Consider the following 12,529-nt stretch of genomic DNA (forward strand, 5'->3'; position numbering starts at 1 on the left):
ACTAAACCACTAACGTCCATTTGATGAAGTAAGGGGTGGAATTGTGCAGAAAGATATAATGTATAACACTGAAATGGATGAAGCGTTAAAAGTTATAGATAAAGGATTGAATAAGACGACAAGCCCAAAACAGATTATTGTAGTGGGAGCTGGTATGGCTGGGTTAGTTTCAGCCTCTTTATTAAAGGCTGCAGGACATGATGTGAAAATTTTTGAAGCAAATAACCGGGTAGGTGGCCGTATAGAAACGGTTAGAATGGAAGATACCGGATTATATTTAGATGTTGGAGCAATGAGGATTCCATATTCGCATACATTAACGATGACATATATAAGAAAATTTGGGCTACAGGTGAGACCTTTTATTAATAGGAATGAGACGGATATTATATACGTAAATGGACGGAAAACGACGTTAAAACAATATGAAAAAGATCCAAGTATTCTAAGATATCCTGTGGAAATGAATGAAGTTGGAAAAACGTCAGAGGAATTATTATTGTTAGCGGTACAGCCCATTATAAATTTTATAAAAAAGAACCCAGAAAAAAATTGGGACGTTGTAGTAAAGGATTTTGGAAGATACTCTACGGGGCAATTTTTAAAGTATCATCCTTATCAGTATAATACTTACTTTTCGCCAGTAACAATTGAGATGATTGGTGTTCTATTAGATTTAGAAGGTTTTTTGGAACGATCGTTTGTAGAGACTTTACGCTTTCTATACATTATGCAAGAGGAGAGCGGATTTTGTGAAATTGTGGGCGGGAACGATAGATTGCCAAAGTCATTTTTACCGCAATTAGAAGAGAATATTATATATAATCAAAAATTAATGAAGCTACATCAACACGATAATGGTGTGACAGCTTTCTATCGGAACGAGGAAACTTTTGAATATAGTAGTATTACAGGAGATTTAGTTATTGTTACCATTCCGTTTTCGACAATGCGTTTTGTAGAAGTAGATCCGTTTGATTCTATATCTCATGAAAAATGGAAAGCAATTCGTGAATTACATTATATGCCTGCGACGAAAATAGGAATTCAATTTAAAAGCCGATTTTGGGAAGAACAAGGACAATTAGGCGGCAGAATTATAACAGATTTGCCAATTCGTTATGCCTATTATCCAAGTTATGGAATTGGGCAGAAAGGACCGGCTATGATGTTAGGTAGCTATACATGGTCTTATGACGCGTTGTTATGGGATGGTTTATCAAAAGGTGATCGTATTTATTACGCATTACACAACTTAGCAACAATATTAGGTGGTCAAGTGTATGATGAGTTCATATCTGGAATATCAAAAAGCTGGACATTGGATCCGTATGCGCTTGGAGGATTTGCACTTTTTCAAGCAGGTCAAGAATCTGAGTTGCAACCAGCGATTGTCAAACCAGAGGGGAGAATATTCTTCGCTGGAGATCATACAACGCTATATCACGGATGGATTCAAGGTGCGATTGAATCTGGAATTCGTGTAGCGGTGGAAGTGAATGAGTAAAAGGTTTTCAATTCAGAAAATTCTTTACTATATAACTTGAGATGGATATTATTATATATAAAAGAAATATAGGGAGTGTTTACAGTGAATCTGTTATTATTCGATTTTCCTTCTGAATTTTATACTGACAGGCTTTTTATTCGAATGCCGAAACCAGGAGATGGTAAAGTTGTATATGATGCAATTCAGGCTTCAATAGAAGAACTAAAACCTTGGATGGTGTTTGCACAAAAAGAGCAAACAGAGCAAGAAGTAGAAGAAAGTATTAGAAAATCACATATTCAATTTTTGCAACGTGAGGATTTAAGATTACTAGTATTTTCGAAAGAAACAGGTGAATTTATTGCTTCAGCCGGATTGCATCGTATTAATTGGGATATACCTCAATTTGAAATCGGATATTGGATTGATACAAGGTTTAGCGGAAAAGGCTATATGGTAGAGGCTGCGAAAGGTATAACGGATTACGCTTTTTCTGAATTGAAAGCAAACCGTGTAGAAATTCGTTGTGATTCTTTAAATAAGAAGAGTAGAGCGATACCTGAGAAATTAGGTTTTAAGTTAGAAGGTACGTTAGAAAGTGCGAGTGTTGCGGTAGATGGAAACGGATTAAGGGATATGTGTGTATTTGCCATGACTAGAAATACATATGAAAAAGAAGAGCTGTAAGAAAATAGCTCTTCTTTTTATGCATTATGGTACAGGATGTCCATTAGAGCTTTCGAAAATTGTAAACCATTGTTGACGGTCTAAGTTAACTTTTGTAGCAAGAGCGGCAGTTTTTACGCGATCTAATTTACCAGAGCCAACGATTGGCATCATATTAGCTGGATGAGCAAGTAACCAAGCATACATAACCGTATCGATATTAGAAACACCTAGCTCAGTAGCAACTTTTTGCACAGTTTCGCGTACACGTACAGCACGTTCTGATTGACCAGTAAAGATCTCACCACCAGCAAGAGGTGACCAAATCATTGGATTGATTCGTTTTTCTTGGCATAAGTCAATTGTTCCTTTTTCAAAATGCTCAAGCTGCAATGCAGAAACTTCAATTTGGTTCGTAATAAGTGGAAAATCTAAGTACGAATTTAACATATTAAATTGTGAAGGTAAGAAGTTAGATACACCGAAGTGACGAACTTTTCCTTCTTGTTTTAATTGTGAAAAGGCTTTTGCCACTTCATTTGGATCCATAAAAGGATCGGGACGATGAATAAGTAATACGTCAATATAATCTGTATGTAAATTTTTAAGTGATGCTTCTACACTTTGCATAATATGCTCTGTACTAGTATTGTAGTGAGCAACATATCGTTCTGGAAATTTCGGTGATGGGGGAGCGATTCCACACTTTGTAATAATTTGCATGTTTTCTCGTAAGGAAGGCTTTAATTGTAAAGCTTCGCCAAATAACCCTTCACACGTATATGCGCCGTAAATATCAGCGTGATCAAAAGTAGTAATTCCCATATCCATACAATCTTCAATGAAAGAAAGTAATTCTTGTTTTGTCATATTCCATTCTGCTAAACGCCAAAATCCTTGAATAATACGAGAAAATTCTAGCGTTTCAGCCATTTGAACTCGCTCCATTATAAGTACCCCCTTGATGAATAATAATGTTTTGAAAAGGCTTTCTTACTACATATTATTATATAGTTAATTAGGTGTACAGACAATAAATATGTTTTGCTACAAAAACGATTTTCTCTATATGTTATAATGTAGAAACATATAGCTATAAGGAGATGTACGAAATGATTCCAGTAACAATATTAACTGGTTTTCTTGGATCGGGGAAAACGACATTATTAAATCGTATTTTATCAGAAAATCACGGTAAGAAATTAGCGGTGATTGTAAATGAAATAGGGCAAATTGGCATTGATAATCAGTTGATTATGAATGTGGAAGAAGAAATTATGGAAATGACAAATGGCTGTTTATGCTGTACTGTACGTGAAGACTTACTTGTTGCTTTAAAACAGTTATTGGACGTAAAAGCAGAAGGGAAAATGGATTTTGATGGTTTAGTAATTGAAACGACTGGCCTTGCAAATCCAGGCCCGATTATTCAAACATTCTTTTTAGATCCAGTCATCCAATCTGCTTACCAAATTAACGGTGTTGTAACGGTGGTAGATAGTTATCATATACATAAACATTTTGAAAAAGGATTAGAAGCAAAAGAGCAAATTGCGTTTGCTGATGTTGTTTTAGTAAATAAATTAGATTTAATTGAAGAGAATGAGAAAGAAAATCTCTTGCATGAAATTCAAGGAATTAACCCGACTGCAAAGTTAATTGAGGCGACTAACTGTGAGGTAGATATACCATCTTTATTACAAATCCAAACGTTTAAAACGAAAGATACGTTGCAAATTTACCCTCATAAAGAACATAACCACTTAGAAGGTGTGAAATCATTTGTATTACGTGAAGAACGTCCGCTGGATTTACAAAAGCTTAATGAGTGGATGTCAGCTGTCGTGCAAGAGCTAGGGGAATATTTATATCGTTACAAAGGAATTTTATCGATAGACGGAGTAGATAAACGTATCGTTTTCCAAGGTGTACATACGTTATTTGCTGCTTCGTACGATAGAGAGTGGCAAGAGGGCGAAGAGCGAGTAAGTGAAGTAGTTTTTATCGGAAGAGATATTAATAAAGAGTGGTTCCAAGAACATTTCGAGGAGTGTGTGAAATAAGTCTGCGTAAATTGTAGGCTTATTTTTTATGAGTATTCTATTAGATTGCAAAACAGAATTAAATAAGGGAAAGAAACTAAAAATTGATGACTGTATAATAAAAAGCCTGTTTTCACAGGCTTGTATTTTCGTCTATTAGTAACTCCATTACAACACCTACAACTGGACCTTCATCATCAATATCCCCATTTAAGCGGAAACCAAATGATTCATACAGTCCCATTGCAAGTTTGTTGTCTGGATGTAAACTTAAGTAAATTATTTTACATTCAAATTTTTCTTGTAAGAATTGAATAAGTAAGCGAAGGAAACGTTTTGCGTATCCTTTTCCTTGATATTGTTGGTCAATCATAAAGCGATCGAGCCATACACTTTTATGTTTTACTGAATACCATCCATACATTGCGTATCCTACAAGTGTTTCGCTATCATATAAACCTACTGACGTTCCGTTTCCTTCATATAATGATTCTGCTAAAGAAAACGCGTTACTTTCAATAAATTGTTGCTGATCTTTTGCGACGTCTAAAGCAACTACTGAACGCCAATTTTTTGCTGTTACTTCACAAATGTGAAGATTCATAATTCCAACTCACCTTCTAAATTAATATAGCTTTCAAGCTAATATGGATAATTTTACTTGTTATTTTGGTCAAGTCAAGGATAAATACATAAAAAGGCAGCTGAATAACAGATTCAGCTGCCTAGAAAATATAATGGATTAGTTTGTTGCTTCTTTCAATGTATTTACGTTTTCTTCCATTAAAGTGAAGTAATCTTTATTATTTTTTGCATCATCTTCAGAAATAGTAGCTAAGTGATTTAAGCGTAAAACTTTTGTACCAGTTTCTTTTTGAATTACGGATGCTACTTTTGGAGTAGAGAACGTTTCGAATAAAATATATTTTAGATTATGTTCTTTTACTGTTTTTGTAATGTCAGCAAGCTGCTTTTGAGATGGTTCATCAGAAGCTGAAATTCCAGCGATAGGAATTTGTTTTAGGCCGTATCGTTGTTCCCAGTAACCATAGGCAGCATGAGAAACTAAAATTTCTTTCGTTTTTGCGTTCGCTACAGCTGCCTTAAATCCATCGTCTAAATCAGTAAATTTAGTTTGAAGTGCTGCAAAGTTTTTTTCGAATTCTTTTTTATGTTCAGGTTGTAATTCTACAAGTGCATTTTTAATTTTTTCTGCTTGTTTCATTGCTAGAGTAGGATCTAACCAAACATGTGGGTCTTTATCGTGATGATGTTCATCTTCTTTATGGCCATCTCCATGATCATGATGCTCTTCTTCAGTAGAAGCACGAAGCTCAATACCTTTAGATGCATTTACAATTTTAACATTTTCTTTTTGTAATGTTTTTTCCATTTTTTCAGCAAATGGTTCTAATTCAGCGCCGTTATAAACAAATAAATCGGCTTTTGCAACTTGTACTGTTTGTTTTTGACTTGGTTCAAATGTATGTGAATCTGCACCAGGTGGGTAAATTGCTTCAACATTTACATAGTCGCCACCAATTTTCTTTGCGAAATCAGCAAGTGGGAAAATCGTTGTATAAACTGTTAGCTTTCCATCTTTCTTGGCATTACTTTCTTTTTTATTTGAGCAGCCAGCGAAAATTAAGGTAAAAATAAGTAAGAATGAAAATATAGTCAATCTTTTAGGCATGAAGTTCTCCTCTTTTCTTTTTTACGGATATATTTTCCCCAATTATAGAAGAAAAATATCATTTTAATACAAAACGGAATAATTACGTTTTAGTTTGCGAACTTAGTATAATACATCTTTAATAAAGTTGCAATAAATAATAATCATTCCGATTTGTTTTTGTTATAAATTTGTCAAATATAGGTGTATTATTTTTGCAAATGCATGCATATGTGACAACGCTGTTTTCATATATTGAAAAGGAGGTAAAGAGGGGGATGAGCGCTTGGGTTACTTAATGGAAGCTATTTTATTAATATTAGCGGTAGTATTGCCATTATCTTTCGTATTAATTTTTTTAAGAAGATTAATAAGTAATTTAGGGGACGCTACAACAATAACGAAATTACAAGAGAGAGATGAGAAAAAAGAGTGAGTAAAGCACTATGCGTACGCATAGTGTTTTACTTGTGGTAAAATAAGAGCAGGAAACTCCTAAAGGTTGTATTTTACTGAAGGAGAGAAAAGTAAAATAAGAGGTATATGCATATATGAATAAGCGAACAGCGTTAATACTTGGTGCAAGTGGTTTAGTTGGACAAGAGATAACGCGTCTATTACTTGAATCAGATTACTACGATTCGGTTACTATTTTTGTAAGAGAGCCAATGCAATTGCAACATGAGAAGTTACAGCAGAAACAAGTTGATTTTTTGGTATTAGAGGAATATAAAGAGTTCTTTGCTGTGGATGATGTTTTTAGTTGCTTAGGAACAACAATAAAAAAAGCAAAAACAAAAGCAAATTTTAAAAAAGTAGATTATGAATATACGTTACGAGCTGCTTGTTTAGCTGAAAAACAAGGGGTACAAAATTTTCTTGTCGTGTCTTCTATGGGAGCGAATCCTAAATCATTTTTCTTTTATTCACAAGTGAAAGGGAAAATGGAAGAAGAATTGCAAAAGTTAGTGATCGGTGGTATTCACATTTTTAGACCATCATTATTAGTAGGAAATCGACAAGAATTTCGTTTCGGCGAACAAATGGCTGAAAAGTTATCTCGTATTATTCCTTTTATCTTTAAAGGGGCTTTCAAAAAGTATAAACCAATTTCAGCTAAAGATGTGGCGAAAGGGATGTATATAACCGCGCTGCGAGAAGAATCGGGTATCCATACTTATAATTCAAATGAAATTACAACGATAGAATAAATAAAACCGAGAAGAATGACTTCTCGGTTTTATTTATTCGTATGAATTTTCCCTGGCGCTCGCTCATATTGATACGGTTCTTCTAACTCAAAGCCAAGTTCATTGGCGGCTATTCGTGGAAAGTAAGGATTGCGAAGTAACTCACGTCCGATAAAAATTAAATCTGCTTCGTTATTGTTTAAAATTTGCTCTGCTTGTACTCCGGTCGTAATCAATCCAACTGCACCAGTTGCAATGTTAGCATGCTCTTTAATATGTTTAGCATATTGTACTTGATACCCAGGATAAACATCGATACGTGCAGGGACAACAGCTCCAGAGCTACAATCGATTAAATCTACTCCTTGTTCTTTCATCCATTTTGTATACTGAACATAATCTTGAACTGTTAACCCTTCAGGATGATAATCATTTGCTGAAATACGGACAAATAACGGTCCGTTCCAAACTTCATTTATCGAGTCAATGATTTCGCGTAAGAAACGATAGCGGTTTTCAGGTGAGCCGCCGTATTCATCCGTCCGTTTATTAGTAAGTGGTGATAGGAATTCATTGATAAGGTAACCGTGAGCGCCATGTATTTCAATAACATCAAATCCAGCTTGTTTTGATCGTACTGCAGCTTGCTGAAAAGCTAATACAGTATTTTTAATTTGGTGTTTGCTCATTTCTATTGGCATTTTCATTGTTTCATTAAATGGAATGGCTGAAGGAGCTAACGCATCTGTTTCTAATTCTGCTTTTCTTCCGGCGTGAGCGAGTTGAATGGCAGCTTTTGCGCCGTTATCATGTATAAAAGTAGTCGTTTTATGTAAGCCTTCAATTAGGTTGTCATCCCAAATACCTAAGTCTTTGTTAGAAATTCGTCCTTCAGCTAACACCGCAGTTGCTTCAACCATAACTAAACCTACTTGGCCAGCAGCGCGAGTTCCATAATGAATGAGATGAAAATTCGTAACGCTGCCATCCTCATTCCCCGATGAATACATACACATAGGCGACATAACGATACGATTTTTTAGTGTAACGTTCTTAATTGTATAAGGTGAAAAAAGCTTGGAATTCATCAAATAGCCTCCTTGATTGAATTTTCTTATATTTTACCATTCTCTTTTTTGTTTCTCTAATAAAACGCTTATACGAAAAATTTTGTATATTCGTGTTACAATGACTAATATGAACTGAATTGGAGGATGGCATATGTACCAGGCTTATTATGAAAGCGAAGTAGGTTTGCTTGAAATTACAGCGAATCAAGAAGGAATTACGTCTGTTATATTTGTTGATGAACGACAAGAAGAAAATAAAAATGAAATGATAGAACAATGTATAAATGAGTTAGATGAATATTTTAAAGGGAAAAGAAAAGAGTTTACGGTCCCGCTGTCTGCGGAGGGAACAGCATTTCAAAAAAATGTATGGGATGCACTTTATACTATTCCATACGGCGTAAGTGCTTCATATTTAGATATTGCAGAGAAAGTTGGAAATATAAAAGCTGTACGGGCAATAGGAGGGGCAAATAGTCGGAATCCAATTTCAATAATTGTTCCATGTCACCGTGTAATAGGAAAGAGTGGAAAGCTTGTTGGATATGCTGGTGGTTTATGGAGGAAAGAGTGGTTATTAAAACACGAAGGTATTTTGAAATGACGTATGGATGGGAAGAGGGATTGTTTTGAAATGTATAAATTGTGGGCAACCTTGCGAGGAGGAACAGTTAAATTGTGCAAGTTGTCAGCGAAACTTGGATAATGAACAAGAGGAAGGTAGCTCGTTAATAGATAAAGAACTGGAAGTATATGTAGGGAGACAATATCCGTATTACAAAAGGAAATGGAATCTTGAGAATAAGCGGATTGCTAGGTGGAGCTGGAATGGTTGGGCTGCTATTTTCAATATAGGCTGGCTAGGATATCGTAAGTATTATGTACCAGCTGCTTTATTTATGTTGTTATTAGTAGCGTGTGATGCATTTTCGTATTATATGGGATTTAATGTAGCGTTGCCAATCATTAATATGGTGCCTCTTACGTTTTTATTACTCATTTTTATTCTGTTTGGAATGGGGATTTTTGCAAATGGATTATACTATCAATTTGTGGAAAGACGTATATACCGAATAAAAGCAAGAGAAATAAAAGATAAATCAGTTGAAAACTATCTAATCAATGATAGCGGCGGAACGAGCAAAATGGGAGCGACAATTGTTACTATTTTAGCAGTTGCTAGCATATTTTTTAGCCATTTCTTTTTTCCGACTGATCGAGACGTTATTCAAAAGGTTCGTACAAGCTCGCTTTATGAATATCCTTTCTTTTCAATAGGTGAATCTTTCGAAAATTATTTTCAAAATTCAGGTTGGATATATTATCGTGGAACGGAAGGGTTAGAATTAGTAGAATTCCAAGGGTATAACACCGGAACGCCAAGACAAAAGGTGAAGATTCAATTTGTTGTCGATTATAAATTAGGTGAAGTGGAACCATACTCACTTATGGTTAATGGTGAATCTAAAACTGAAGAAGAGTTTTTGAAGCTGATGGAAGAAATATTTAAAGTTCAAAATCCATTTGATATAGAGGATGGATTACAAGTAAATGCTATTCAAGAAAGCGGCTGGAAAGAAATTTCCGATCGCTTTTTTCTATGTTTGTTAAAATAAATATTTAAAATAATCAGAATCTTTTGTATAATGAAATATATTATATAGGATTTAACTTATACATATAGATTGGGGGAAGGAAGAATGAAGAGAAAGACAACAACAATTGCTGCACTTGCGTTAACGACGAGTGTATTGGTTGCAGGATGTGGGAATGGTGAGAAGGCTTCGACAACGAAGAAAGAATCGAATAAGGGAATGGCCGATAAACAAGTTTTAAATTTGCTAGAAACAGCTGAAATTCCTTCAATGGATACATCTAAATCAACAGATTCTGTATCTTTCCGTGTATTTGTAAATGCAATGGAAGGTTTATATCGTCTAGATAAAGATAATAAACCAACACCAGGTATGGCAAAAGATGTGAAGATTAGTGAAGATAAAAAGACATATACATTTGAATTACGTGATGCGAAATGGTCAAATGGTGATCCAGTTCGAGCACAAGATTTTGTATATGCATGGCAACGTACATTAGATAAAGCATTAGCGGCAGAATATGCATTCATTTTATTTGATGTGAAAAATGCACAGAAAGTAAATAAAGGTGAATTACCAGCAGATCAATTGGGTGTTAAAGCGAAGGATGATAAAACGTTGGTAGTAGAATTAGAGCAACCAGCACCTTATTTTCTTGAGCTTACGTCGTTCCCTACATTTTTCCCATTAAATGAAAAATATGTGAAAGAGCAAGGAGATAAATACGGATTAGAAGCAGATAAATTATTATATAATGGACCATTTACAATGAGTCAATGGAAACATGAACAAAATTATCAGTTGAAGAAAAATCCTAATTATTGGGATAAAGATACTGTAAAATTAGACGAAATTAATGTAAGTATTGTGAAGGAAACAAGCACGGGAGTAAATTTATATGATAGTGATCAAGCAGATCGAGTTATTTTAACTTCTGAATTTGTTGATAAATATAAAAAGAATAAGCCAGATGAATTTAAAACGAAGTTAGATCCACGCATATATTTCTTACGTTTTAACCAAAAAAATGCAACATTTAAAAACCAAAAAGTACGTGAAGCGATTGATTTAGCATACGATAAAAAAGGAATTGCTGATGTCATTCTAAATGACGGTTCATTGCCAGCATATTTCTTAGTACCTGAAAAATTCACGACAGGTCCGGATGGAAAAGATTTCCGCTCTGTAAATAAAAACTTCCGTGATAGTAAAGATAATGCAGAGAAAGCAAAAAAATTATGGGAAGAAGCGAAGAAAGAGCTTGGTCAAGATACAATTACGGTTGAATTACTAAACGATGATAACGGTAGCCGTAAAAAAGTGGGCGACTTTATTAAGGAAGAACTAGAGAAAAACTTGCCTGGTATTAAAGTGAATTTGAAACAGCAACCATACAAGCAGAAGCTAGATTTAGAAAAGAAATTCCAATATGAATTCTCATTATCTGCATGGAGTCCTGATTATCCGGATCCAATGACTTATATTGATATGTTTGTTACTGGAAGCTCATTTAATGAAATGGATTATTCTAATCCGAAGTATGATGATTTAGTAGCGAAATCAAAAGGAGAGCTATTAAAAGATGATAAAGCACGCTGGAATGCACTTGCGGAAGCTGAAAAAATCTTAATTGGTCAAGACGCAGCAATTTCTCCTACGTACCAACAAAGTACAGCTTATTTAGAGAAGCCGTTTGTAAAAGGCATTGCTAACCATACGTTTGGCGGGGACTTCAGTTATAAATGGGCATATATTACAAAAAAATAGTATAATAAAAGATGAGTGAATTTTCGCTCATCTTTTATTTGTATAAGGAGGAATTATAGTTGTTAAGGGGAATCAATCATATTTGTTTTTCGGTATCTAATTTAGAAAACTCTATTATGTTTTATGAAAAAGTATTAGAAGGAGAATTATTAGTTAAAGGAAGGGAATTGGCTTATTTTAACATATGTGGAGTATGGATAGCGCTTAATGAAGAGACGCATATTCCGAGAAATGAGATTCATCAATCTTATACGCACATTGCATTTTCTGTTGAACAAGAAGACTTTAAATCTCTAATACAGCGATTAGAAGAAAATGATGTTCATATTTTACAAGGAAGAGAACGTGATGTAAGAGATTGCGAATCTATATACTTTGTTGATCCTGACGGTCATAAATTTGAATTTCACTCAGGGACACTGCAAGACCGTTTAAATTATTATAGAGATGAGAAACCTCATATGACATTTTATTAGGGAGGGATAGTATTTGCATGCACTTGTAATTGGTGGAACAGGAATGCTAAAGAAAGTTTCTATGTGGCTTTGTGAGAAAGGATTTTATGTTTCTATTATCGGGCGAGATGAAGTGAAATTAGAAAATGTTAAGCGAATGAGTTCTGCACTAGAAAATATTACATGCCTTTCGTTAGATTATCATAATGATGAAGATGTAAAGCTAGCTATTAAAAGTACAATTAAGAAAAATGGCCCAATCACATTAGTTGTTGCATGGGTACACACAAGTGCAAAGCATGTACTATCAAATATTTGTAAAGAACTAGATTTGTCGTCTAAAACATATAGTTTATTTCATATTTTAGGTAGTAAAGCATCACGTATGCCTGCACAAAAAATAGGGAGTACGCGATGTATTTATCATAGAATTATTTTATGTTTTATTTTAGAAGATACATATGGAAGATGGCTTACTCATGAAGAGATAGCTGATGGAGTTATAAAAGGGATTGAAAGTAAACGAGCGGAGTGGATTGTAGGGAGAGTTGAACCGTGGGAATTACGACCAACATGGTGAGGG

General features: G+C 34.5%; 14 protein-coding genes. 10 read left to right on the forward strand and 4 right to left on the reverse strand.

Features of this window, described 5'->3' with window-relative positions:
* Positions 1–43 precede the first annotated feature (43 nt).
* Together GD442_RS09510 and GD442_RS09515 are read left to right on the forward strand one after the other, a co-directional pair.
* Positions 44–1,507: a flavin monoamine oxidase family protein gene (locus tag GD442_RS09510; RefSeq protein ID WP_001168130.1), complete on the forward strand. Its 1,464-nt coding sequence runs from the start codon at positions 44–46 to the stop codon at positions 1,505–1,507.
* 84 nt (positions 1,508–1,591) lie between these two features.
* Positions 1,592–2,176, forward strand: a complete 585-nt coding sequence (locus GD442_RS09515; RefSeq protein ID WP_001050716.1) for a GNAT family N-acetyltransferase — start codon at positions 1,592–1,594, stop codon at positions 2,174–2,176.
* A 24-nt stretch (positions 2,177–2,200) separates the two neighbouring features.
* Here GD442_RS09515 and GD442_RS09520 read toward each other — a convergent pair whose 3' ends face one another.
* The gene (locus tag GD442_RS09520) at positions 2,201–3,103 is read right to left on the reverse strand and encodes an aldo/keto reductase (protein WP_000442783.1); all 903 of its coding nucleotides are present in this window, start codon (positions 3,101–3,103) and stop codon (positions 2,201–2,203) included.
* A gap of 164 nt (positions 3,104–3,267) precedes the next feature.
* Between GD442_RS09520 and GD442_RS09525 the strand changes: the two genes are divergently transcribed.
* On the forward strand, positions 3,268–4,218 hold the full coding sequence (locus tag GD442_RS09525; protein ID WP_000613422.1) for a CobW family GTP-binding protein: 951 nt from the start codon (positions 3,268–3,270) through the stop codon (positions 4,216–4,218).
* 112 nt (positions 4,219–4,330) lie between these two features.
* On the opposite strand, the gene GD442_RS09530 is transcribed toward GD442_RS09525, so the two are convergent.
* Positions 4,331–4,801 (reverse strand): GNAT family N-acetyltransferase, encoded by a 471-nt coding sequence (locus GD442_RS09530; protein ID WP_001048682.1) that lies wholly within the window; start codon positions 4,799–4,801, stop codon positions 4,331–4,333.
* Between the two features lie 138 nt (positions 4,802–4,939).
* Entirely contained in the window at positions 4,940–5,890 is a 951-nt protein-coding gene (locus GD442_RS09535) for a metal ABC transporter substrate-binding protein (RefSeq protein WP_001126148.1), read from the reverse strand.
* Positions 5,891–6,155: 265 nt separating this feature from the next.
* On the opposite strand from GD442_RS09535, the gene GD442_RS27695 reads away from it, so the two are divergent.
* The gene (locus GD442_RS27695) at positions 6,156–6,305 is read left to right on the forward strand and encodes a hypothetical protein (RefSeq protein WP_000540932.1); all 150 of its coding nucleotides are present in this window, start codon (positions 6,156–6,158) and stop codon (positions 6,303–6,305) included.
* A 115-nt stretch (positions 6,306–6,420) separates the two neighbouring features.
* A complete protein-coding gene (locus GD442_RS09540) occupies positions 6,421–7,080 on the forward strand; it encodes an oxidoreductase (RefSeq protein WP_001042733.1) in 660 nt (219 codons plus the stop codon).
* Positions 7,081–7,109: 29 nt separating this feature from the next.
* Here GD442_RS09540 and namA read toward each other — a convergent pair whose 3' ends face one another.
* Positions 7,110–8,147 carry an NADPH dehydrogenase NamA gene (gene namA / locus GD442_RS09545; protein ID WP_001086181.1) on the reverse strand — a complete coding sequence of 346 codons (1,038 nt, stop codon included), beginning with the start codon at positions 8,145–8,147 and terminating at the stop codon, positions 7,110–7,112.
* A gap of 133 nt (positions 8,148–8,280) precedes the next feature.
* Here namA and GD442_RS09550 point away from each other — a divergent pair, with 133 nt between their 5' ends.
* The 5 genes from GD442_RS09550 (at position 8,281) to GD442_RS09570 (ending at position 12,526) form a co-directional block, all read left to right on the forward strand.
* Positions 8,281–8,733, forward strand: coding sequence for a methylated-DNA--[protein]-cysteine S-methyltransferase (locus tag GD442_RS09550; RefSeq protein ID WP_000283912.1), 453 nt, complete (start codon positions 8,281–8,283; stop codon positions 8,731–8,733).
* Positions 8,734–8,740: 7 nt separating this feature from the next.
* Entirely contained in the window at positions 8,741–9,745 is a 1,005-nt protein-coding gene (locus GD442_RS09555; protein ID WP_002041009.1) for a DUF2628 domain-containing protein, read from the forward strand.
* Positions 9,746–9,829: 84 nt separating this feature from the next.
* Positions 9,830–11,491 (forward strand): peptide ABC transporter substrate-binding protein, encoded by a 1,662-nt coding sequence (locus tag GD442_RS09560; protein WP_000824276.1) that lies wholly within the window; start codon positions 9,830–9,832, stop codon positions 11,489–11,491.
* Positions 11,492–11,550: 59 nt separating this feature from the next.
* Positions 11,551–11,967, forward strand: a complete 417-nt coding sequence (fosB, locus tag GD442_RS09565) for a FosBx1 family fosfomycin resistance bacillithiol transferase (RefSeq protein ID WP_000943762.1) — start codon at positions 11,551–11,553, stop codon at positions 11,965–11,967.
* Between the two features lie 13 nt (positions 11,968–11,980).
* Positions 11,981–12,526 (forward strand): short-chain dehydrogenase, encoded by a 546-nt coding sequence (locus GD442_RS09570; RefSeq protein WP_000543111.1) that lies wholly within the window; start codon positions 11,981–11,983, stop codon positions 12,524–12,526.
* Positions 12,527–12,529: the final 3 nt, after the last annotated feature.

The organism is Bacillus sp. A260, assembly GCF_009861435.1.
GTDB classification, from domain to species: Bacteria; Bacillota; Bacilli; order Bacillales; family Bacillaceae_G; genus Bacillus_A; species Bacillus_A cereus.

Coding starts and splice junctions, on each gene's coding strand:
- GD442_RS09520 (WP_000442783.1), bottom strand. CDS start 3,103: ATGGAGCGAGTTCAAATGGCTGAAACGCTAGAATTTTCTCGTATTATT.
- GD442_RS09525 (WP_000613422.1), top strand. CDS start 3,268: ATGATTCCAGTAACAATATTAACTGGTTTTCTTGGATCGGGGAAAACG.
- GD442_RS09530 (WP_001048682.1), bottom strand. CDS start 4,801: ATGAATCTTCACATTTGTGAAGTAACAGCAAAAAATTGGCGTTCAGTA.
- GD442_RS09535 (WP_001126148.1), bottom strand. CDS start 5,890: ATGCCTAAAAGATTGACTATATTTTCATTCTTACTTATTTTTACCTTA.
- GD442_RS09540 (WP_001042733.1), top strand. CDS start 6,421: ATGAATAAGCGAACAGCGTTAATACTTGGTGCAAGTGGTTTAGTTGGA.
- namA (WP_001086181.1), bottom strand. CDS start 8,147: ATGAATTCCAAGCTTTTTTCACCTTATACAATTAAGAACGTTACACTA.
- GD442_RS09550 (WP_000283912.1), top strand. CDS start 8,281: ATGTACCAGGCTTATTATGAAAGCGAAGTAGGTTTGCTTGAAATTACA.
- GD442_RS09555 (WP_002041009.1), top strand. CDS start 8,741: ATGGGAAGAGGGATTGTTTTGAAATGTATAAATTGTGGGCAACCTTGC.
- GD442_RS09560 (WP_000824276.1), top strand. CDS start 9,830: ATGAAGAGAAAGACAACAACAATTGCTGCACTTGCGTTAACGACGAGT.